The 20,044-nt window shown below is 65.1% G+C and carries 21 protein-coding genes and 1 tRNA gene; 10 read left to right on the forward strand and 12 right to left on the reverse strand.

The genetic code is table 11. From position 1 onward, the window contains the following. Nucleotides 1–99 precede the first annotated feature (99 nt). Nucleotides 100–774 carry a winged helix-turn-helix domain-containing protein gene (locus ACT6UX_RS12920; RefSeq protein WP_298313053.1) on the forward strand — a complete coding sequence of 225 codons (675 nt, stop codon included), beginning with the start codon at nucleotides 100–102 and terminating at the stop codon, nucleotides 772–774. Continuing rightward, complete coding sequence (locus tag ACT6UX_RS12925; protein ID WP_444775567.1) at nucleotides 752–2,134, forward strand: sensor histidine kinase; 1,383 nt, start codon at nucleotides 752–754, stop codon at nucleotides 2,132–2,134. Before ACT6UX_RS12920 ends, ACT6UX_RS12925 begins: the two co-directional genes overlap by 23 nt. Here the strand turns inward: ACT6UX_RS12925 and ACT6UX_RS12930 are convergent. From ACT6UX_RS12930 to ACT6UX_RS12950, 5 genes are read right to left on the reverse strand one after another with little or no spacing between them, the layout of a single operon-like run. After that, nucleotides 2,119–2,835 carry an ABC transporter ATP-binding protein gene (locus tag ACT6UX_RS12930; RefSeq protein WP_444775568.1) on the reverse strand — a complete coding sequence of 239 codons (717 nt, stop codon included), beginning with the start codon at nucleotides 2,833–2,835 and terminating at the stop codon, nucleotides 2,119–2,121. The genes ACT6UX_RS12925 and ACT6UX_RS12930 overlap by 16 nt on opposite strands. Continuing rightward, nucleotides 2,832–3,602, reverse strand: a complete 771-nt coding sequence (locus ACT6UX_RS12935) for an ABC transporter ATP-binding protein (protein WP_444775569.1) — start codon at nucleotides 3,600–3,602, stop codon at nucleotides 2,832–2,834. Before ACT6UX_RS12935 ends, ACT6UX_RS12930 begins: the two co-directional genes overlap by 4 nt. A gap of 1 nt (nucleotide 3,603) precedes the next feature. Further along, entirely contained in the window at nucleotides 3,604–4,611 is a 1,008-nt protein-coding gene (locus ACT6UX_RS12940) for a branched-chain amino acid ABC transporter permease (RefSeq protein WP_444775570.1), read from the reverse strand. A gap of 6 nt (nucleotides 4,612–4,617) precedes the next feature. Further along, nucleotides 4,618–5,520, reverse strand: coding sequence for a branched-chain amino acid ABC transporter permease (locus tag ACT6UX_RS12945; protein WP_444775571.1), 903 nt, complete (start codon nucleotides 5,518–5,520; stop codon nucleotides 4,618–4,620). A gap of 29 nt (nucleotides 5,521–5,549) precedes the next feature. Continuing rightward, nucleotides 5,550–6,821, reverse strand: a complete 1,272-nt coding sequence (locus ACT6UX_RS12950; protein ID WP_444775572.1) for an ABC transporter substrate-binding protein — start codon at nucleotides 6,819–6,821, stop codon at nucleotides 5,550–5,552. Nucleotides 6,822–6,935: 114 nt separating this feature from the next. Between ACT6UX_RS12950 and ACT6UX_RS12955 the strand changes: the two genes are divergently transcribed. Continuing rightward, on the forward strand, nucleotides 6,936–7,841 hold the full coding sequence (locus tag ACT6UX_RS12955; protein WP_444775573.1) for a DMT family transporter: 906 nt from the start codon (nucleotides 6,936–6,938) through the stop codon (nucleotides 7,839–7,841). Between the two features lie 3 nt (nucleotides 7,842–7,844). Here ACT6UX_RS12955 and ACT6UX_RS12960 read toward each other — a convergent pair whose 3' ends face one another. Then, nucleotides 7,845–8,693 carry an SDR family NAD(P)-dependent oxidoreductase gene (locus ACT6UX_RS12960; protein WP_444775574.1) on the reverse strand — a complete coding sequence of 283 codons (849 nt, stop codon included), beginning with the start codon at nucleotides 8,691–8,693 and terminating at the stop codon, nucleotides 7,845–7,847. A gap of 38 nt (nucleotides 8,694–8,731) precedes the next feature. On the opposite strand from ACT6UX_RS12960, the gene ACT6UX_RS12965 reads away from it, so the two are divergent. Then, nucleotides 8,732–9,796: a lactonase family protein gene (locus tag ACT6UX_RS12965; protein ID WP_444775575.1), complete on the forward strand. Its 1,065-nt coding sequence runs from the start codon at nucleotides 8,732–8,734 to the stop codon at nucleotides 9,794–9,796. A gap of 4 nt (nucleotides 9,797–9,800) precedes the next feature. Here ACT6UX_RS12965 and ACT6UX_RS12970 read toward each other — a convergent pair whose 3' ends face one another. Together ACT6UX_RS12970 and ACT6UX_RS12975 are read right to left on the reverse strand one after the other, a co-directional pair. Next, complete coding sequence (locus tag ACT6UX_RS12970) at nucleotides 9,801–11,303, reverse strand: tripartite tricarboxylate transporter permease (protein WP_444775576.1); 1,503 nt, start codon at nucleotides 11,301–11,303, stop codon at nucleotides 9,801–9,803. A 1-nt stretch (nucleotide 11,304) separates the two neighbouring features. Then, complete coding sequence (locus ACT6UX_RS12975; RefSeq protein ID WP_444775577.1) at nucleotides 11,305–11,754, reverse strand: tripartite tricarboxylate transporter TctB family protein; 450 nt, start codon at nucleotides 11,752–11,754, stop codon at nucleotides 11,305–11,307. A 248-nt stretch (nucleotides 11,755–12,002) separates the two neighbouring features. Between ACT6UX_RS12975 and ACT6UX_RS12980 the strand changes: the two genes are divergently transcribed. The 4 genes from ACT6UX_RS12980 to ACT6UX_RS12995 all read left to right on the forward strand — a co-directional run bounded on the left by ACT6UX_RS12980 (nucleotide 12,003) and on the right by ACT6UX_RS12995 (nucleotide 16,684). Next, a complete protein-coding gene (locus ACT6UX_RS12980) occupies nucleotides 12,003–13,295 on the forward strand; it encodes an O-acetylhomoserine aminocarboxypropyltransferase (RefSeq protein ID WP_444775578.1) in 1,293 nt (430 codons plus the stop codon). Between the two features lie 46 nt (nucleotides 13,296–13,341). After that, entirely contained in the window at nucleotides 13,342–14,676 is a 1,335-nt protein-coding gene (locus ACT6UX_RS12985; RefSeq protein WP_444775579.1) for a Rieske 2Fe-2S domain-containing protein, read from the forward strand. Further along, nucleotides 14,676–16,010 carry a Rieske 2Fe-2S domain-containing protein gene (locus ACT6UX_RS12990; protein WP_444775580.1) on the forward strand — a complete coding sequence of 445 codons (1,335 nt, stop codon included), beginning with the start codon at nucleotides 14,676–14,678 and terminating at the stop codon, nucleotides 16,008–16,010. Before ACT6UX_RS12985 ends, ACT6UX_RS12990 begins: the two co-directional genes overlap by 1 nt. Before the next feature lie 65 nt (nucleotides 16,011–16,075). Further along, nucleotides 16,076–16,684: a glutathione S-transferase family protein gene (locus tag ACT6UX_RS12995; RefSeq protein WP_444775581.1), complete on the forward strand. Its 609-nt coding sequence runs from the start codon at nucleotides 16,076–16,078 to the stop codon at nucleotides 16,682–16,684. 3 nt (nucleotides 16,685–16,687) lie between these two features. On the opposite strand, the gene ACT6UX_RS13000 is transcribed toward ACT6UX_RS12995, so the two are convergent. Beyond that, nucleotides 16,688–17,944: an MFS transporter gene (locus ACT6UX_RS13000; protein ID WP_444775582.1), complete on the reverse strand. Its 1,257-nt coding sequence runs from the start codon at nucleotides 17,942–17,944 to the stop codon at nucleotides 16,688–16,690. A 108-nt stretch (nucleotides 17,945–18,052) separates the two neighbouring features. Between ACT6UX_RS13000 and ACT6UX_RS13005 the strand changes: the two genes are divergently transcribed. Then, a tRNA-Pro gene (locus tag ACT6UX_RS13005) sits at nucleotides 18,053–18,129 on the forward strand. Between the two features lie 73 nt (nucleotides 18,130–18,202). Further along, entirely contained in the window at nucleotides 18,203–18,457 is a 255-nt protein-coding gene (locus ACT6UX_RS13010; RefSeq protein WP_444775583.1) for a hypothetical protein, read from the forward strand. A 113-nt stretch (nucleotides 18,458–18,570) separates the two neighbouring features. On the opposite strand, the gene ACT6UX_RS13015 is transcribed toward ACT6UX_RS13010, so the two are convergent. From ACT6UX_RS13015 to ACT6UX_RS13025, 3 genes are all read right to left on the reverse strand, one after another. Continuing rightward, complete coding sequence (locus ACT6UX_RS13015) at nucleotides 18,571–18,882, reverse strand: hypothetical protein (RefSeq protein ID WP_444775584.1); 312 nt, start codon at nucleotides 18,880–18,882, stop codon at nucleotides 18,571–18,573. A gap of 185 nt (nucleotides 18,883–19,067) precedes the next feature. Then, the gene (locus ACT6UX_RS13020; RefSeq protein WP_444775585.1) at nucleotides 19,068–19,595 is read right to left on the reverse strand and encodes a MerR family transcriptional regulator; all 528 of its coding nucleotides are present in this window, start codon (nucleotides 19,593–19,595) and stop codon (nucleotides 19,068–19,070) included. Between the two features lie 23 nt (nucleotides 19,596–19,618). Next, a complete protein-coding gene (locus ACT6UX_RS13025; protein ID WP_295136311.1) occupies nucleotides 19,619–19,930 on the reverse strand; it encodes an integration host factor subunit alpha in 312 nt (103 codons plus the stop codon). Between the last annotated feature and the right edge of the window lie 114 nt (nucleotides 19,931–20,044).

The raw sequence follows: 20,044 nt of genomic DNA on the forward strand, positions 1-20,044 counted from the left end.
TATGGGGGACGACCCGTAGCGCCCTGATGGCCGCAGGATTGAATGTTTGTATAGTTGGGGAACGTTGCGCCGCGGTCCGGCGCCGGATAGACGGGCCACGTGAAAATCCTCCTCGTTGAAGACGACAAGCAAACCGCCGACTACATCGCCAAGGGCCTGCGCGAGCACGGCCACGTGGTCGACCATGCCGACAACGGACGCGACGGCCTCTACCTCGCCACCGGCGAGAAGTACGACGTGCTGATCGTCGACCGCATGCTGCCGCAGATGGACGGGCTGTCGCTCGTCAAGGCGGCGCGCGCCTCCGGCATGAAGGCGCCGGTCCTGTTCCTCACCACGATGGGCGGCGTCGACGACCGTGTCGCCGGTCTCGAGGCCGGCGGCGACGACTACCTCACCAAGCCCTTCGCCTTCGCCGAACTCAGGGCCCGCATCGGCGCCCTCTCCCGCCGCCCGCCGATCGTCGCGGCGACGTCCCTCGTCGCCGGCGATCTCGAAATGGACCTGCTGGCGCGCACCGTGACGCGCGGCGGCAAGCGCATCGAGCTGCTCGCCCAGGAATTCAAGGTCCTCGAATACCTGCTGCGCCATGCCGGCGAGGTGGTGACGCGCACCATGCTGCTCGAAAAGGTCTGGGACTTCCATTTCGATCCCAAGACCAACATCGTCGAGACGCATATCAGCCGGCTGCGTTCCAAGATCGACAAGGGCTTCGACAAGCCGCTGCTCCATACGATCAGGGGGGCGGGCTATGTCATTCGTGCGCCTGACTAGGATCCTGCGCTCGGCGAGCTTCCGCCTGCCGCTGATCTACGCCGTCCTGTTCATCCTCTCCGCCGGCGTCCTGTTCGCCAGCGTCTACTGGACCGCGACCGCAGCGATGCAGAACGACATGGCGGCCGTCCTGCGCTCCGAGGCCTATCAGCTGGCCGAGATCCACCGCCGCAGCGGTCTCGCGGGCCTGGCCGAGCAGATCACGCGGCGAATCAACTTCCGCACCAAAGGCCCGATCTTCTACCTGCTGCAGGCGCCCAACCGGCGCGTCGTCGTCGGCAACCTGCCGGGCATGCCGCCAGTCAACGGCGCCATCGACTTCGAGCCGGACCAGCCCCAGCCGGAAATCGACCCCGAACGCCCCGGCGAGCGACCCAAGCTGACCGGCTTCGGCCTCACCCTACCCGACGGCTCGTTCCTGCTGGTAGCCCAGGATGCCAACCGCCTGGTCGACATGCAGCGCGCCATCATCCGCGCCTTTGCCTGGTCGGGCGGCCTCACCCTCCTTCTGGCCATCGCCGGCGGTGTCCTGCTCGGCAGCAACTTCCTGCGCCGCATCGATACGATCACGCGCACCAGCCGCGCCATCATGGAAGGCGACCTGTCGGCCCGCATCCCCGTGCGCGGGACACACGACGAGATCGACCAGCTGGTGGCCAGCCTCAACGCGATGCTGGCGCGCATCCAGCAGCTCATGGACGGCCTGCGACAGGTGTCGAGCGACATCGCCCACGACCTGCGCACGTCCCTCGGCCGCCTGCGGCAGCGGCTGGAGGATGCCCGCGAGCGCGCGACGACGACCGAGGATTACAGCGCCGCCACCGACGCCGCCATCGAGGAAGCCGACGCCCTGCTCGAGACCTTCTCGGCCCTGCTGCGCATCGCCCAGGTCGAGGCCGGTGCGCAGAAGAGTGCCTTCGCCCCGTTCGACGTCTCCGCCCTGCTGAAGAGCCTGGGCGAAACCTACCAGCCCGTCGCCGAGGATTCGGACCGCACTCTGGCGGTCCAGATCGAGCCCGGCGCCACCTTGACGGGCGACCGCCAACTGATGGCCCAGCTCGTGTCCAACCTGCTGGAGAACGCGCTGCGGCACACGCCCGAAGGGACGAAGATGCGCCTCGGCCTGCGCCGCCAGGGAGCCGGGTTCGAGATCGAGGTCGCAGACAACGGCCCGGGCATTCCCGCCTCCGAGCACGACAAGGTGTTCGACCGCTTTTACCGGCTCGACCGCAGCCGCTCGACATCGGGCAGCGGCCTCGGCCTCGCGATGGTCAAGGCGATCGCCGGCCTGCACGGGCTCACGATCCGTCTCGAGGACGCCAGGCCAGGACTACGCGTCGTCCTTCAGACGGCCAAGTAGCGCCTCTTCACCTCGTCGTTGGCGCGCAGCTCGTCGATCGAGCCGCGGTAGACGATATGGCCCTTGTCGATCACTGCCGCGTGGCTGGCGATGTCGAGGCAGAAGTGCATGTTCTGCTCGGCCACGATCAGGGTCGTGCCCATGTCGCGCAGGCGCTGAATCAGCTCGCCGATCTTCTCGACGATGATCGGCGCCAGCCCCTCGCTGGGCTCGTCGAGCAGGACGACGTCCGGATTGCCCATCAGCGTGCGGGCGATGGTGAGCATCTGCTGCTCACCGCCCGACAGCCGCCCGCCCATGCGGCCGCGCATCGAGGCCAGGATAGGAAAGACATCGTAGATCTTCTCGAGCGTCCAGTCGATGCGGCCGCCCACGCCGGGCTTGATCGCGATCCTGAGATTGTCGTCGACCGAGTGCTCCGGGAATATCTGGCGATCCTCCGGCACGAAGCCCACGCCCTCGCGGGCGATGCGGTCGGGCGTGAACTTCTGCACCGGCGTGCCGCGCACCGACACTGTGCCGCGCCTCGCGGGCGCGATGCCGATGATGGACTTCATGGTCGTGCTCTTGCCCGCGCCGTTGCGGCCGAGCAGGGCCAGCGATTGGCCCTTCTCCACGGCGAAGGACACGCCGAACAGGATCTGGCTGGCGCCGTAGAACACATCGACGTCTTCGACCCTCAGGATCTCGGCGCCGCTCATACCGCTGCTCCCTGTCCGGAACTTCCATGTGCAGACTTGCCGAGATAGGCCTCGATCACCTTGGGATTGGTCCGCACCTCGTCGGGCGTCCCTTCGGCCAGAACCGAGCCGTAGGACAGCACGCGGACCGTCTGGGCGACCTTGAAGACGATGTCCATGTCGTGCTCGATGAAGATCAGGGTCATGCGCCGCGCCCGCCACAGGCGCTGGACCGTCTCGATCATGCGCCAGCGCTCCTCGGGACCCATCCCGGCGGTCGGCTCATCGAGCAGCAGCACCCGCGGCTCCAATGCCAGGGCGAGGCCGATATCGAGCAGCTTCTGGTCTCCGTGGCTCAGGTTGCGGCTCAGGATGCCGGCGACCCGGGTCAGGCCGAGAAGCTCCATGATCTCGTCGCCCTGCGCCATCGTCGCCGGCAGCGGGAACGGCGAACGCAACAGCGTCTCCCGCCTCTGATGGGCCTGCGCGGCGGCGGCCAACGCCTCCGCAACGGTCAGCGTCGGGAACAGGCTCGCGACCTGGAAGGCGCGGCCTATTCCAAGGCGCACGATGCGGCGCTGCGAGAGACCGGCGATATTCTCGCCCGCCAGCAGGATGCGGCCGGTATCGGGCGGGAAACGGCCGGTGATGAGGTTGAACAGGGTCGTCTTCCCGGCTCCGTTGGGCCCGATGATGGCGCTGAGCGAGCCGTCGGCGAAGTCCAGTGTAACGTCGCGCGTGGCGGACACGCCGCCGAAGGACTTCTTGAGGTTTTCGAGCTTCAGCATGTCAGGCATCCCTGCCCGTCTGCGCGTCCTTGTCGGCGGCGTCGCGCACCGCCTGGGCCTTCGCCTGGCGCCGGTTCTCCCAGCGTTCAGCCAGCAGATCGAGCGGACCTTTGCGCAGGCCGAGCACCAGCACGAGGATGACGATACCCAGCACCAGCTCGGTGTGGCTGGTGTAGGTGACCGTGATGTCGTTCAGCAGGCGCAGGATCACGGTGCCAACCAGCGGCCCCAGGAAGACGTTCGATCCGCCCAGCAGGATCATGAAGATCGCCTCGCCCGAGGTCGTCCAGAAGCCGAAGTTGGGATAGGCGCCTGATACGAACAGAGTAAGCAGGATGCCGCCCACGGCCGCAACGCAGGCCGACATCACGAAGCAGGCCAGCTTGACCATTGTCACGTTGATGCCGAGGAAGGCCGCGCGCTCCTGATTGTCGCGGATCATGCGGAGCGTGTAGCCGAAGGGCGACGTCACGATCTGGCGCAGGACGGCGATGCAGGCGACGAACGCGACGGAACAGAAGACGTAGAGCTGCGTCCGGTCGGCGAGATCGATGCCCAGGAACTTCGGCCGCGGAATGCCGCCCATCAGCCCCTGGTCGCCGCCCGTGAACGACACCCAGCCCAGGATGATGTTGTAGAACAGCATCTGGAAGGCAAGCGTGAGGAAGGCGAAGTAGATTTCGTTCAGCCGCACGCAGATGGCGCCGATGATCAGGGCCATGAGCGCCGTGAAACCGATCGCCAGCACGAAGGCGCCGGGGATCGAAAACTTGCCCGACTGCATCGCGAGCCCGAACGCGTAGGCGCCGGCAGCGAAGAACATCGCGTGCCCGAACGACACCAGCCCCGTGTACCCGATCAGCAGGTTGAGCGACATGGCGAGCAGGCCGTAGGCCATGCCGAACATGATGAAGTCGCGGATGGCGGGCGGTGCGCCGAACACCGGCACCAGCAGCAGCAGGACCAATCCCAGCCCGGCGAGACCCAGATCTCTCCAACGTGAGGTCATGGCCGCCTACCGGTGCGCACGGCCGAACAGGCCGCTGGGCTTGAAGATCAGGACCAGCGCCATGATCAGGAACATCACGCCGTCGACGAACAGCGGAAAGCCGATGCTGCCGAAGGAACGCGTGAGGCCGATGATGATCGAGGCGGCGAACGCCCCCACGATCGAGCCCATGCCGCCAATCACCGTCACGATGAAGGACTCGATCAGGATCGAGAAGCCCATGCCCGGCGTCAGAGAGCGCACGGGCGCCGCGAGCGCGCCCGCCGCCCCTGCCAGCGCGCTGCCGATGCCGAAAACGGCGGCATAGTAGAGGTTCACGCGGATGCCCAGTGCCGACACCATTGGCCCGTTGATGGCCGCGGCCCGCACGATGCTGCCGAAGCGCGTGCGCCCGATGACCAGCCACAGCAGCAGCCCGATCGCCATCGCGGCCAGGATCATGAAGATGTAGAAAGGTGGAATGACGCCGCCCATGAAGCGGACCGGTGGCAGCCGGAACTCCGGCGGCATGCCCATCGACAGCGGCACCGGTCCCCAGATGATCTTGATGAGATCGTCCGAGATCAGCACCACGGCGTAGCAGACCAGGAGCTGCATCAGCACGTTGGAGCCGTAGACCTTGCTCATCAACACGCGTTCGAAGAGTACGCCCAGTACGCCGACCGCCACCGCCGCGCCGAGAGCAGAGACGAAATAGCTGCCGGTGAGCTGGTAGAAGGTCCACGCCGCGTAAGCCCCGATCATGTAGAGCGAGCCATGGGCGAAGTTGATGACGTTCAGAACGCCGAAGATCAGCGTCACGCCCGACGCGATCAGGAAAAGCAGCATGCCGATGATCATGCCGCTGGTGAGCTGCGTCACGACACAGGAGGTCATGCCGACGCAGCGCAACAACGCGTCGAGGTCCACGTGGATGTCCTATCCTAAGGTGAAGACGATCAGGTCGCGTAGCCCTGCTTCTTCTTCCACTGCTTCTCGAGTTCGAGGATCGGCTCCCAGGGCGACATCTTGAAGTCCGAGATGTACGGCTCCTTCGACAGCGAGAGACCGTAGCCGATGATGTAGTTGATGGTCGTATTGTCCTCGGCGCGCATGGTGATCGAACCGCGGTCACCGAACGGCGTCTTGATCGTGGCGCCCTTGATCGCCTCCGCGAGCTTCTTGCCGTTGGTGTCGCCGTTGGTCTTCTTCAGCGCCTCGATGAGGAACTGCGCGCCGACCGCGTTCTCCCACGACCAGTTGGTGGGCTTGCTCTTCTGCGTCTTGACGTATTCCTGGTACCAGGCCTCGTTCTCGGGCGTCGGCGGAACGGTGCGGTTGTAGCGGCCACCCGAATAGACACCCTGCGGGAACTGCTTCACCTGGTCGACGACACCGTAATCGCCGAGATTGACCATGAAGGAGGCCTGTTTCTCGAACAGGGCATAGAGGTTCGCCTGGTCGATGAAGGCCACCAGGTCGCCGCCCCACAGGGCGGAATACATCGCGTCGGCCTTGGCATTGAGCAGCTTGGTGACGACCTCGGTATAGTCCGGCTGGAAGAGCTTGGGCCAGGTCTCCTCGACAACCGTGATGTTGCCGTCAAAGTACTTGGCATACTCCATGAACTCGCCCGTGTTGGAGCGGCCATAGGCGTAGTCGGGCGAGCAGGTCGCCCACTTCTTCAGGCCCTTCGCCTTGGCGACCTTGGCGGCATAGTCACCGCCGCCGATCGCATCGTGAATGCCCTGGCGGGCCGTGCGGAAGGCCGTCGGCACATAGAGCTTGGGATCGGCGGTGAGCGACGACGTCTCCGAGTTGGTGTGGATGCAGAGCACGCCGACCTCGCGGATGACCTCCTGCACCGCGAAGGCCGCGCTCGACGCTTCGGCATCGATGATGATCTGGCAGCCGTCGTTGTTGATGAGGTCGCGCGTGACCTTGGCGGCTTCCTGGGGTGCGCCCTTGGAGTCGCGCACGACCATCTCGATCTTGCGGCCGTTGATGCCGCCCTCGGCATTGAGCTTGTCGAAGGACATCTTGAGCGCGCCGACGCTGCTCTGGCCGAGGATGGCGACGCGACCCGACAGGATCGTCGGCACACCGATCTTGATGGCGCCCGTCTGCGCCCTGCTGATTGCCGGCGCACCGACCAGCCCGGCCGCGGCCAAGGCTCCTGCACCCTTCAGAACTTGACGACGGCTCGCTCGCCGCGACTCGGTGGACGTCATGGTGTTCACTCCCGGAATAGTTCTTGCGGTCTTCGACCGATTGCCGCGATCCTATGAGTAATTGTTCGACATGGTCAAACGACAACCCACTTGTGAGCCGGGAATATGATGCCCGTGTCCTGGCTCTGGATTCCCCTCACCGTCTTTGCCGCCGCCGCCCAGACCGTTCGCAACACCGCGCAGCGACATCTGACCGTCGAGCTGGGCACGCTCGGCGCGACGCTGGTCCGCTTTCTCTACGGCATGCCCGTCCTAGCCGTGTGGCTTTGCCTCGTGCTCCTGGTCGGCGGCTCGCCTCAACCGGCTCTCACCTGGGTCTTCGGCGGCTGGGTCTTGATAGCGGCGTTGAGCCAGATGGCGGGCACGGCGCTGCTGTTGCGCGCGATGGAAGAACGCAGCTTCGCGATCGGGCTCGTCTATTCCAAGAGCGAGGTCATCCAGGTCGCGCTCTTCTCTGTTCTGTTCCTCGGCGAGACGTTGTCGGCCATAGCGGTCGGCGCCATCGTGGTCGCCACCTTGGGCGTCGTGTTGTTGACGCCGCGTCCCCCGTCATGCGAAGGCACCAGACAAAGCTGGGCTGACCCCGCTGCCTTCTACGGGCTCGCATCGGGTTCGGCCTTTGCGATTTCGGTCGTGGGCTATCGCGGTGCCAACCTGGCGCTCCATACCGGCTCGCCCTTCCTTGCAGCGGCCGAGACGCTCTTCTGGAGCCAGCTCCTGCAGGCGGTCCTGCTCTGTGCCTGGCTGTTGGCGCACAACCCGGCCATCGTGCTGGGCGCCCTGCGCCAATGGCGTGTCTCGATGTTCGCCGGCATTGCCGGCGCCTCGGCGTCGCTGGCCAACGTGACGGCCCTGGCCCTCGCGCCGGCCTCGCAGGTTCGAACGCTGATCCTGATCGAGGTCGTGTTCAGCTACTTCGTCTCCCGCCGCGTCTTCCACGAAACGATGAACCGCCGGGAGTTCACCGGCATCGCCCTGGTCATGGTGGGCGTCGTCCTGATCGTTTCCAACGCAAGGTGATCTCTAGATCCACGGGTGCGGCTGGCGGTGGCGCACGAGCACGCCATAGGGCTCCTGCGCTCGGGCCGGTAGAGTGGCCAGCCAGACGAGATCCTGCGCCGCCTCGTCCGGCGTTGCCGCCTTCGACATGTCCGCGAACCACGGTCGTGATGCTTCGGTGTCCACGAGGCCGGGGCAGGCCGCGTTCACGAGGATGCCACGCCGACGGAACTCGGCTTCGTTGGCACGCGCCAGCACACGAACCGACGCAACCTGCCCGATCTTGGACGGCACGTTGATCCAGTCCGGCCAACCTTCCTGCTGGGCCGTGCCGGCGCGCACCGCTGTCGTGAACTCGTCCATCGAGACCTCGATATCATGCAGGGTGAGCCCCGGCGCATCGAACTTCGAATGCAGGCGCGGGTCGAGATTGCGCAAGGAGCCGAACGAACTCGCCACCACGATTAAGCGTGCATTGTCCCGCAGCAGCGGCACGAAAGCCTCGATGACCCTCAGGGTGCCGTGATTGTTGGTGTCGACGAAACCGGCGACCTGGTCGGCCTGCGGCGTGTCCCTGGTGATCCGCGCCGCCGCGTTCTGGATCACGATGTCGATGCCGCCCTGCCGAGCGCCGATCTTGTCGGCCGCCGCGGCCACGCTCGCGGCATCGGTGATGTCGAGCTGGATGAAGTCGGGCGCCAGCCCCTCGCGTTGCAACAGCGCGCAGGCAGCCTCTCCGCGATCGGTATCACGGGACGCGAGGTAGACGACGCCCTCCTCGCCAAGGGCACGGCACAGGCCCCGAACCAGCGCCAGGCCCAACCCCTGGTTGGCGCCGGTGACGAGGGCGATCTTTCGCGTGGTGTCCTGCATCGTTGACCTCGCTTCGCGACAGTGCCGAGAATGGCACCATGAAAACTCATCCGCTCTTCGCCTATGTCGGCAGCTACACTTCGCCCGAGCGCAACGGCCACGGTAACGGCATCAACACCTATCGAGTCGATCCGCAGACCGGCGCCTTTCGCCACATCCAGCATCTTGGCGGACTGGAGAATCCGTCTTTCCTGGCGCTGGACGAAGCGGGCACGCGGCTTTATTCCGTGCACGGCGATCGCAGCGAAGCCACCTCCTACGCTGTCGATCGCGAGACCGGACGCCTCGCCATCCTGAACCGCCAGCCGACGGGCGGCTACAATCCCATCCACCTCGCCTTCGACGCCAGGCAGCGATTTCTGGTCGTGAGCAACTATGGCTCGGACTCATTGGTGGCGCTGCCGATCGCAAAGGACGGTAGCCTCGCCCCCTACTCGACCCTGGCTGCCGTTTCCGCACCGCTCGGGCCTCACCGCACCGAGCAGAAGAATGTGCGGCCGCATCACAATCCGCTCGATCGCGTCGGCAAGACTTTCTATCTGCCCTGCAAGGGTTCGGACTGCGTGATCGGCTACCGGCTCGATTCACGACGTGGCGTGCTGGTCGAGACCAGCCGCGTCGCCAGCCGGCCAGGCGCCGGGCCCCGCCACATCGACTTCCATCCGCGCAGGCCGTTCGCCTACGTGATCAACGAGCTCGATTCGACGATCACGACCTATCGGCAGAACCCTGACAATGGCGGGCTGACGCCCTTGCAGACCGTACCGTCGACACCGTCGGACTTCACGGGATACAGCACCGGCGCCGAGATCTGGATCGATGGCGCGGGACGCAACGTCTATGTCTCGAACCGTGGCCACGACAGTATCGGCGTGTTCGGCATCGATGCCACCAGGGGCACCTTGGCGCCGCGCCAGTGGGTGCCGACCAAGGGTGGCGTGCCGCGCTTCTTTGCCTTCGATCCGGCTGAGCGCTTTATCTACGTCGCCAACCAGGGTGGCGATTCGATCATCGCCTACAAGGTCGGTCGCAACGGGCTTCTGGCCCCCACCAGGCTGCGGACCAAGGTCGGCAGCCCGGCGTGTATCGTCTTCTCCCGCTAGAGGGTCAGCCTTCCTCCTGGAAGGCCTCCTCGCGGGCTTTCTTGATGCTCGGCAGCGCCATCAGGACAAGCAGCAGCGCCGTCGTGATGAGCAGGCCCAGGCTGATCGGCCGTTCGATGAAGACCATGGCGTCGCCGCGCGAGAGCAGCATGGCGCGCCGGAAGTATTCCTCCATCTGAGGCCCCAGAACGAGCCCCAGAAGGAACGGCGCTCCTTCGCAGCCCAGCTTGACGAACACGTAGCCCAGCACGCCGAAGATCGCGACCTGCATGACGTGGAACGTACTGTTTTGCAGACTGTAGGCGCCGATGCAGCAGAAGAGCAGGATGGCCGGTGCCAGGTAGCGGTACGGCACCGTCAGCAGCTTCACCCACATGCCGATCATCGGCAGGTTGATGATGACCAGCATCGCGTTGCCGATCCACATCGAGACGATCATGCCCCAGAACAGGTCGGGCTTCTTGGTCATGACCTCGGGGCCCGGCTGAATGCCCTGGATGATCATGGCGCCGACCATCAGCGCCATGACGGCGTTGGACGGGATGCCCAGCGTCAGCATCGGGATGAACGAGGTCTGGGCCGCGGCGTTGTTGGCCGCTTCCGGGGCCGCGACGCCCTCGACCGCGCCCTTGCCGAACTGGCCGGGTGTCTTCGACAACTTCTTCTCGAGCGTGTAGGCCGAGAAGGCGCCGAGGGTCGGCCCACCGCCCGGCAGCACGCCGAGCAGCGATCCCAGCAAAGTGCCGCGCAGGATGGCCGGAATGGAGCGCCTGATCTCTTCGCGGGTCGGCCACAGCGACCCGACTTTGATCGCGCCTCCACGTTCAAGATGTCGTTCGAGGTTGACCACGATTTCGGCAATACCGAACAGGCCCATGGCGATCGGCGCGAAGTCGATGCCGTCGCTCAGCTCCGGGATGTCGAAGGTGAAGCGCTGCGCGCCGGTGTTCACGTCGGTGCCGATCAGGCCGAACAACAGCCCGAGGAACACCATCGAGATCGCCTTGGTGATCGAGCCGCTGGCCAGGACGACGGCGGCGACCAGGCCGAGCGCCATCAGGGAGCAGTAGTCGGCCGGGCCGAACTTCTGCGCCATGCGCGTCAGCGGCTCGGCAAAGATGACGATGATGATGGTGCCGATCGTGCCGGCGAAGAACGAGCCGACGGCGGAGATCGACAGCGCCGCACCGGCACGCCCGTTGCGCGCCATCTGGTAGCCATCGAGACAGGTCACGACCGAGGAAGCCTCGCCCGGCAGGTTCACCAGGATCGAAGTCGTCGAACCGCCATACTGCGCACCGTAATAGATGCCCGCCAGCATGATCAGCGAGGCGGTCGGCGGCAGGTGGAAGGTGATGGGCAGCAGCATGGCGATGGTCGCCACCGGGCCGATGCCGGGAAGAACGCCGATCAGCGTGCCGACCATGCAACCCAGCAGCGCATAGGTCAGGTTCTGGAAGGTGAAGGCGACACTGATGCCGAGGACGAGATTGTCTAGGAGATCCATTTTACCAAATCCCCTGCACGACAGAGATATTCATGCCCAGCCCGACCTTGAAGACGACCGTGCAGAGGATGGAGAGGACGACGATGTTGCCGAGCACTTCGGTCAGCTTGAATTCTTCGCCGGCCAGCGAAGAGATCATGACCAGTACGACCAGCGATGGGATCAGTCCCGCACGTTCGAACAGGAGCGCGAAGCAGACGATACCGAGGGTCACCAGCGTGATCGGCTTCCACTTCGGCCGTTCGACCGGTTCGCTGCCACTCACCAGCGCCACGATGCAGACCACGACGCCCAGAGCCAAAAGGATCAGCGAGAGCATCCGCGGCACATAGCCAGGTCCCATTCGGACCGGCGTCCCGACCGCCAGGTGCTGGCCGAAATAGAGAGCCGCCAGACCGAAGGCGACAAACATCAACCCGGACAGGAAGTCCTTGGTCAGAAACCGATTCACGGTGTTTCGCTCCCCAAACGTTTACGCTGTGCTGCGACGGCCATAATCGCGAAACACAGCGCCAGACCCTACGCCGCGATCCTTACGCCAAGCTGACGCCGGGTGCGGTCACCCCCGCTCTCCGGAATGAAGGAGCATTCGCGTCGCCCAAGACAGTTCCGCCCCGCAGCATTTCCGTCGATGGATTTGACGGATCCGGCGGGTGATGTGCGGAATGGAGCTGTGAATTGCCGGCCAGGGAGAGCTTCGTGAGCGACAAGACCTATGGGTTCGAAACATTGGCACTGCATGCCGGCGCCGCGCCCGATCCGACAACGGGCGCCCGGGCCCAGCCGATCTATCAGACGACCGCCTACGTCTTCGAAGACGCCGACCATGCAGCCGCCCTCTTCAATTTGCAGACGGTGGGATTCATCTATTCGCGGCTGACCAACCCGACGAATGCCGCGCTCGAGACGCGTCTGGCGACGCTGGAGGGCGGGCGTGGCTGCACCGTCGCGTCCTCGGGACACGCCGCGCAAGTCCTCGCCCTCTTCCCCCTGATGGCGCCCGGCGCCGAGATCGTCGCTGCCTCGCGCCTCTACGGCGGCTCTCTGCAGCAGATGAAGAACACCTATCCCAAGTTCGGCTGGACCGCGAACATCGTCGATGCGGACACGCCGGACAATTTCAAGCGCGCCGTCACCGACAAGACCAAGGCGTTCTTCATCGAGAGCCTCGCCAACCCGGGCGGCGTGATCAGCGACATCGAGGCGATCGCGCGCATCGCGGAGGATGCGGGCGTACCGCTGCTGGTCGACAACACGCTGGCCACGCCCTGGCTCTGCAAGCCGATCGACTACGGCGCGACACTGGTCGTGCATTCCACGACGAAATTCCTGAGCGGCACCGGCACGTCGATGGGCGGCGCGGTCGTCGATTCCGGCAAGTTCGACTGGTCCCGCGGCGGAAGATTCCCGAGCCTGGCCGGCCCGGAGCCGGCCTATCACGGGCTGAACTTCTACGAGACGTTCGGTGACATGGCCTACACGTTCCATAGTCATGCCGTCGGCCTGCGCGATCTCGGCCCCACCCAGGCACCGTTCAATGCCTGGCTCACCATGCTCGGCATGGAGACGCTCGGCCTGCGCATGGAGCGTCATTGCGCCAATGCGCTGGCCGTGGCGCAGCATCTCGAGAAGCATCCGGCCGTGGCCTGGGTGAACTATGCCGGCCTGCCCTCCAACAAGTACAACGGCCTTGCGAAGAAGTACCTGCCCAAGGGTGCGGGCTCGGTCTTCACCTTCGGGGTCAAGGGCGGCTACGACGTCGGTGTCAAGGTCGTCGACAGCGTCGAACTCTTCTCGCACCTCGCCAACATCGGCGACGCCAAGAGCCTGATCATCCACCCCGCCTCGACCACGCACCGCCAGCTCTCCGAGGAGCAGCGGGTAGCCGCCGGGGCCGGCCCCGACGTGCTGCGCCTGTCGATCGGCATCGAAACGGTTGCAGACATCATCGCCGATCTGGATCAGGCTCTGGAAAAGGCGACGCGCCCCTAGCCCGTCGCCGCCCTACGCCGGGAACACGGCGAGGCAGGAGGATGGAATGCTCAGCAAGGCGGACAACGAGTTCCTGACCCGTGCCGGCAAGGGCACGCCCATGGGCGAAATGCTGCGGCGGTTCTGGATGCCGGCGCTGCTATCGGAAGAGCTGCCCGAACGCGACGGACCGCCGAAGAAGATCAGGATCATGGGCGAGGACCTGCTGGCCTTCCGCCAGACCGACGGGCGGGTGGGAATCGTCGAGCCACACTGCCCGCATCGCGGCGCCAACCTCTACTATGGCCGCAACGAGAATTGCGGCCTGCGCTGTTCGTTTCACGGCTGGAAGTTCGACATCGACGGCAACTGTGTCGACCTACCGACCTCGCCGCCTGAGTCTGCCTACAAGGACACGATCAAGCTCCTCGCCTATCCGACGCGCGAATGGGCCGACCTGATCTGGGTCTACATGGGCCCGCGCGAGACGATGCCCGAGCTGCCCCAGCTCGAGCTGGGGCTGGTCCCCGCCGGCCATCGCTTCGTCACCAAGAAGTGGCAGGACTGCAACTGGGTCCAGAGTCTCGAAGGCGCGATAGACACCTCGCACTTCTCCTTCCTGCACAAGGTGCTGGCGACGGACGACGAGGCGGCGCGACGCGCCATGAGTCGCGCGGCGCTGAGCGACCAGGCAAAACCCGACGATCGCGTACGCTGGGTGCAGAATGACCCGCGGCCTCGTTTCAGCGTGCTGGGCCACGATACAGGACTGGTGATCGCCGGCGGCCGCAAGACCGATTCCACCGACCTCTACTGGCGCATCGCGCAGTTCCTGATGCCCAACCACGCCTACACGCCCGCCGCCTTCCCAGGCGAAATCTACTACGGGCAATCGTGGGTACCGGTCGATGACGTGAACTGCTGGATCTACAGCTACTGCTGGCAGCCGGACCGGCCGCTCAGTAACTCGGAGCGCGCCAAGTATCGGGGCGGCTTCAACGTCCATTCCGAGGTCGACGCCGACTATCGCCCCCTGCGCAACAGAGACAACGATTACCTGCGCGACCGCAGCGTCCAGCTCACCGAGAACTTCACCGGCATCACCGGCGTTTCCGAGCAGGACGCCGCCATCCAGGACAGTCAGGGGCCGATTCAGGATCGCACCAAGGAGCATCTCGGACCGACCGATATCGGCATCGTCGAATTCCGCAAGCTGGTGATGGGCACGGCGCGCCGCCTCGTCTCCGGCGAGCCGCCCGCCGCGGCCCAGAAAGCGCATCGCTATGCCGTCCGCTCCGGCGGCTGGATCGCGGCGCCGGACAAGGATCTCGCCACCGTCATGACCGAGCGGTTCGGCCACGACCGCGGCTATATCGGCAACCAGTACGGATTGGGTGACTGATGCTCTCAGCCGACAATGAATTCCTGACGCAGAGCGGCCCCGGCACGCCGATGGGCGACCTGCTGCGCCGCTTCTGGATGCCCGCCCTGCTCTCCGAGGAACTGCCCGAACGCGACGGGCCACCGAAGAAGATTCGCATCCTCGGCGAGGACCTACTGGCCTTCCGTCAGACCGACGGCCGTGTCGGTATCGTCGAGCCGCACTGTCCGCATCGTGGCGCCAACCTCTATTTTGGTCGCAACGAAGAGTGCGGCCTCCGTTGTGCCTTTCACGGCTGGAAGTTCGACATCGACGGCAACTGCGTCGACCTGCCGACATCGCCTCCCGAATCCTCCTACAAAGACACGATCAAGCTCCTGTCCTACCCGGTGCGCGAATGGGCGGACATGGTCTGGGTCTATATGGGTCCGCCCGATGATACGCCGGAATTGCCGCAGCTCGAGCTTGGCCTCGTTCCGTCGGCGCACCGCTACGTCTCCAAGAAATGGCAGGACTGCAGCTGGGTGCAGAGCCTGGAGGGCGCCATCGACACCGCGCACTTCTCGTTCCTGCACGCCATCCCGACCAAGGACGAGGCCACGCGGCTCGACATCCTGCGCAAGACGTCGGCGATCGGCCAGGAAGGCGGCCTCGCCGATCGCAGCCGCTGGGTGACCGACGATCCGCGGCCGAAATTCAGGATCCAGGGGCACGACGCGGGACTGGTCATCGCCGCCGGCCGCAAGACCGATACGACCGACATCTATTGGCGCATCGCGCAATATCTCGCGCCCAATCACGCGCTGGTGCCGGTCGCCTTTCCCGGCGAGGTCTATCACGGCCAGACCTGGGTGCCAGTCGATGACTCGAGCTGCTGGATCTACACCTACAGCTGGGTGCCCGACCGGCCCCTCACCAACGCCGAGCGCGCCAAGTATTCGTCCGGCCTCAGTCTTCACGCCGAGATCGACGAGGACTATGTGCCGAAGCGCAACATGCGCAACGACTACCTGATCGATCGTGAACTGCAAAAGACGCTGAGTTACACCGGCATTAGCGGCGTCTCCGACCAGGACGCGGCGATCCAGGACAGCCAGGGAGCCGTCCAGGACCGTACCCGCGAGCATCTCGGGCCCACGGATGTCGGCATCATCGAATTCCGCAAGCTGGTGATGGCGGCCGCCCGTGCACTCCAACAGGGCGAGCCGCCGCGCGCGGCCGCCGCATCGGCACGTTATGCCGTGCGGGCCGGCGGGTGGATCGCCTCGGCGGAGAAGGATCTGAGCACGGTGATGACGGAGCGCTTCGGTCACCGGCACGGCTATGTCGGCAGCGAATACGGCCTTCCGGAATAGAGGGTTAGACCGGCGTGGAGCGCTGCACTATCGTCCGCGGCGATATCGGCTTGGGGAGATTTTACGTGACCATCAAGATTTACGGACCGACGGCCTCGCGCGCGGCACGCGCCCTCTGGATCGCGCATGAGCTCGACACTCCGTACGAGCACATCGCCGTCGAGATGAAGGATCTGAAGAATCCCGACTATCTCAAGGTCAATCCGAACGGCAAGGTGCCGGCGCTGGTCGATGGCGAGTTCAAGCTCTTCGAATCGATGGCGATCAACCTCTATCTCGCCGCAAAGCACGGCAAGGACGGCTTCATGCCGGCCAGCCTCGAGGATCAGGCCCTGTGCAACCAGTGGAGCTTCTGGGGCATGACCGAGCTCGAGAAGCCGCTGCTGACGATCCTGATCGACATGTTCATGACCGCCCCCGACAAGCGCAAGCCGGAGGCCGTTGCCGAGGCGCAGAAGGCGTTGCCGAAGCCGTTGGCGGTGCTCAACAGCGCTCTGGAAGGCCGCGACTACCTGCTCGGCTCGACCTTCACCGTGGCCGACCTCAACCTCGCCTCAATCATGAGCTGGGCCAAGCCGATCAAGGTCGACTTCAGCCAGTTCCCCAATGTCAGCGCCTGGCTCGACCGCTGCCTGTCGCGCCCCTCCTTCAAGGCGGCGCGCGGCTCGAAGTAGCCGCTACTCTGCGGGGGCGACCCGCGGCGCCGGCAGCGCGGCATCTCGCTCGCGGCCGGGCAACAGCAGCGCCACCAGGGTGATCACGACCGAGGTGGCGGCGAGGCCGAGGAACAGCAGCTCTAGACTTCCCGTCGTCTCGCGCACCCAGGCGATCAGCAGGATCGCGAGCGGCCCCGCCCCGAAGGCGACCACGAACTTCGCGCCGAAGCCCAGCCCGTGATAGCGGCTGGGCGTATAGCGGGCGATCAGGATGTTCTCGATCGGCCCGGCTGCCGCGCTCAGCACCGCCGAGCCAATGGCGCCCAGCAGGGCGACATAGCCGTTGCCCATCGCCAGTGCCAGCATGGAGATCACCTGCAGCCCTGAGGCCACGACATAGGTCGCCTTCAGCGGATAGCGGTCGATGATGCGCCGGCCCATCGCATACTGGGCCACGCCCGACACGACGTAGATCATCGAGGTGGCGAGGCCGACCCACAGCACGACCTGGGTGGCAATACCCCACGAGGCCAGCCCGTCGCGCAGGGCGGAGATTTCGGGCGCCAGCTTCACCTCGAAAACCATCGCGGCGCCGAACATCAACGCCTGCCAGATGACCCCTTCCAGCGCCATGGTGACGGAGAGAACCGAGAAGACCCGCCAGAATTCCCGACGGCCCACCTGTGTGCCTTTTGTCTGCGGCATCGGGCGGTCGCCGACCTTACCCTGACGGATCTGGATCCAGAGGACGACACCGACGACCAAACAGACGATGCCCGGAACGATGAAGGCGGCGCGCCACGAGGCCAGCGTGATCAGCACGCCCGGCACTATTCCATAGAGTGCCAGGCCCGCACTGCCCCATAGGCCGTTGACGCCCATGGCATGCCCCTGCTCTTTGGCCGTGCGGATCACCCAGCCGATGCCGACCGAGTGGTAGAACGCGCCGAAGGCGCCGATGCCGCATAGGGTCAGCGACAGCGCCAGCGTGTCGCCGGTCGGCACGAGGCCGCAGGCGATCGACGACAGGCCGAGACCGAGGAACATCACCACCATCATCGCGGGCGCACCGAACCGATCGGACGCCCAGCCGGCCGGCAGCGACACCACGCCCAGCAGGATGGTGGCCGGCGCATAGAGACGCAGCAGATCCTCGACCGGCAGGTTCCAGGATACCGCCAGGGTGAGGACGATCACGGCATAGAACGCCGTCATCATGTGCATCAGCGCGTGGCCGATGGAGGAGAAGAGCAGGACGCGCCGGCCGGGATCGATCATGCAGCCTGTATCCTTTGTCGCTCCCTGGGCTGCAAGCGCAGCTTGCGGCAATGCTGCCATTCGCGCTAAAGCCCCCGTGCCGCGGGCTCACCGCCCGGCGGCACCGGTCGGGGCGTAGCGCAGCCTGGTAGCGCATCAGTCTGGGGGACTGGGGGTCGCAGGTTCAAATCCTGTCGCCCCGACCATTTATCTCCCCCGCAAGCGTCGTCATGAACACGCGGCACGCGCTTGTCTTCATCTTCTGCACCGTGGCGCTCGATGTGCTCGCGTCCTTCCTACATCGCCGGCGTGACCACGCCCGAGGAAGGGCGAAAGCATTCGGTTCTCGTCGGGATGGCCTTCGGGCTGGGCTTCGTGGTCGGCCCGGCGATCGGCTGGTTCGTCCTGCCGGAATCCCTGCCGCCGGAAAAGCGCATGGGGTTCTCATGGAAGCGCGCCAATCCGGTCGGATCGCTACTGCCATCGTGCAGGGCGCGCTGGTCGGGCCGACCTTCTCGGGTATCGCCGGTTTGATCGCACCCAAGTTTTCGCGGTGCTCTTCGCGAGGAGGGTCGAGAGCGCGCCCGGTACCGCTTTCCTCGCGGCCGGGGCACTCCCCGCCGCTGCTGCGGCGGCGACGGTGGTCGTTACGTCGCGGAGGCGACCTGCCGCCCGAGTTCTGTGAGCTTGCAGACCAGCCAATCCGGTTTCAGCGGATTCTTGAACCAAGGCTGAGCCCAACCGGCGTTCAAGCATTTCCTGACAACGGAAAGATTCACTTCCTGCCCGTCAAGATCGAACAACGGCAGCTTACCGCCCGGCTGGGTCAAGCCCCGCCGCAGATAAACCAGTTCGCTTATTGTTGGAAGATCGACTTCCAATCCATTATCATTAAACGAATTTAATTCGAACGAGCGCGCGTAATGGCGCGCGAAATCGCGATTCACAAGCACGGTCACGTCCCCCTTTGACGATTCCGTTGAAGGCCCCTCGCCGGGCACGATACGCTTGCCCGGGCTAAAACCAAATAAAATCAGTTACTTGATACACTTTCTTACAAAGACCACCCGATCTGGTGGTCTTTGGACGCGCAACCTGCAAGCTCTAGAACACCGCCCCCCGGCGATGTTCCAGGCTCGAAGGCCTAGTTCTGCGTCTTCAGGGTGCTGCGCAGTTGCGTCAGCGCCTGTTCGAGGTCTTCCAGCACCGCCTCGATCTCGCGCCGCTTGTGAAGGTCGAGGACCGCGGCGCGTGGCGTAGTCGTCGAAGGCTGGGGCCCGGTGCGTGGCAGCGGCTGGCGCGTACCTCCTGCCATGGCCTCGGCGCGCGCCGAGACGATGCGCAGGCTCTCCAAGGCGCTCTCGGCCGCCAGGTCGAGGCGCTGGGCCGGCAGGCGGCCGCGGCCCTCCTTCAGGAGGCGCTGCACGCCCTTGATCGTGTAACCATCTTCATAGAGCAGCGCGCGGATGCGGCGCAGCAGATCGATATCTTCCGGCCGGTAGTAGCGACGGCCCCCGCCCCGCTTCAGTGGCCGCACCTGAGAGAATTTGCTCTCCCAGAACCGCAGCACGTGCTGCGGCACATCGAGCTCGGTCGCGACCTCGCTGATCGTTCGAAACGCCTGCGCCGACTTCTCGACCCGTCTTTCGACGGTCTGAACCGAAACGGCCATCTCTGATCCCCTCGTGTTCCCAACTACCCCTTGTTCTCGCCGGGCGCCCCGTTGATCAGTGTTTTCAGGACATTCGACGCTCGAAAGACGAGGACTCGCCGCGGCAGGATGGGAACTTCCTGCCCGGTCTTCGGGTTGCGGCCGACCCTTTGCCCCTTGTCGCGAACCGTGAAACTCCCGAACGAGGAGATTTTCACCGATTCGCCGCGCGCCAGCGCTTCCACAACCTCGGAGAGAATCGTCTCCACGAGATCGCTGGATTCATTGCGAGACAGTCCCACCTCTTGGAACACTGACTCGCTCAAATCGGCGCGCGTAATAGTCCGGCCGTCCACTCCGGTACCTCTTCTTCCCCCAGTTAATCCTTACTCTAAGGTGGGAAAGCGGTCAATATCAGTGGGATAGCGGCAGGACTTGAATCGCCGCCTGTTCACGTTCCGTTGGCGTTT

The sequence above is a fragment of the Reyranella sp. genome, from assembly GCF_052439685.1.
Classification (GTDB): Bacteria; Pseudomonadota; Alphaproteobacteria; order Reyranellales; family Reyranellaceae; genus Reyranella.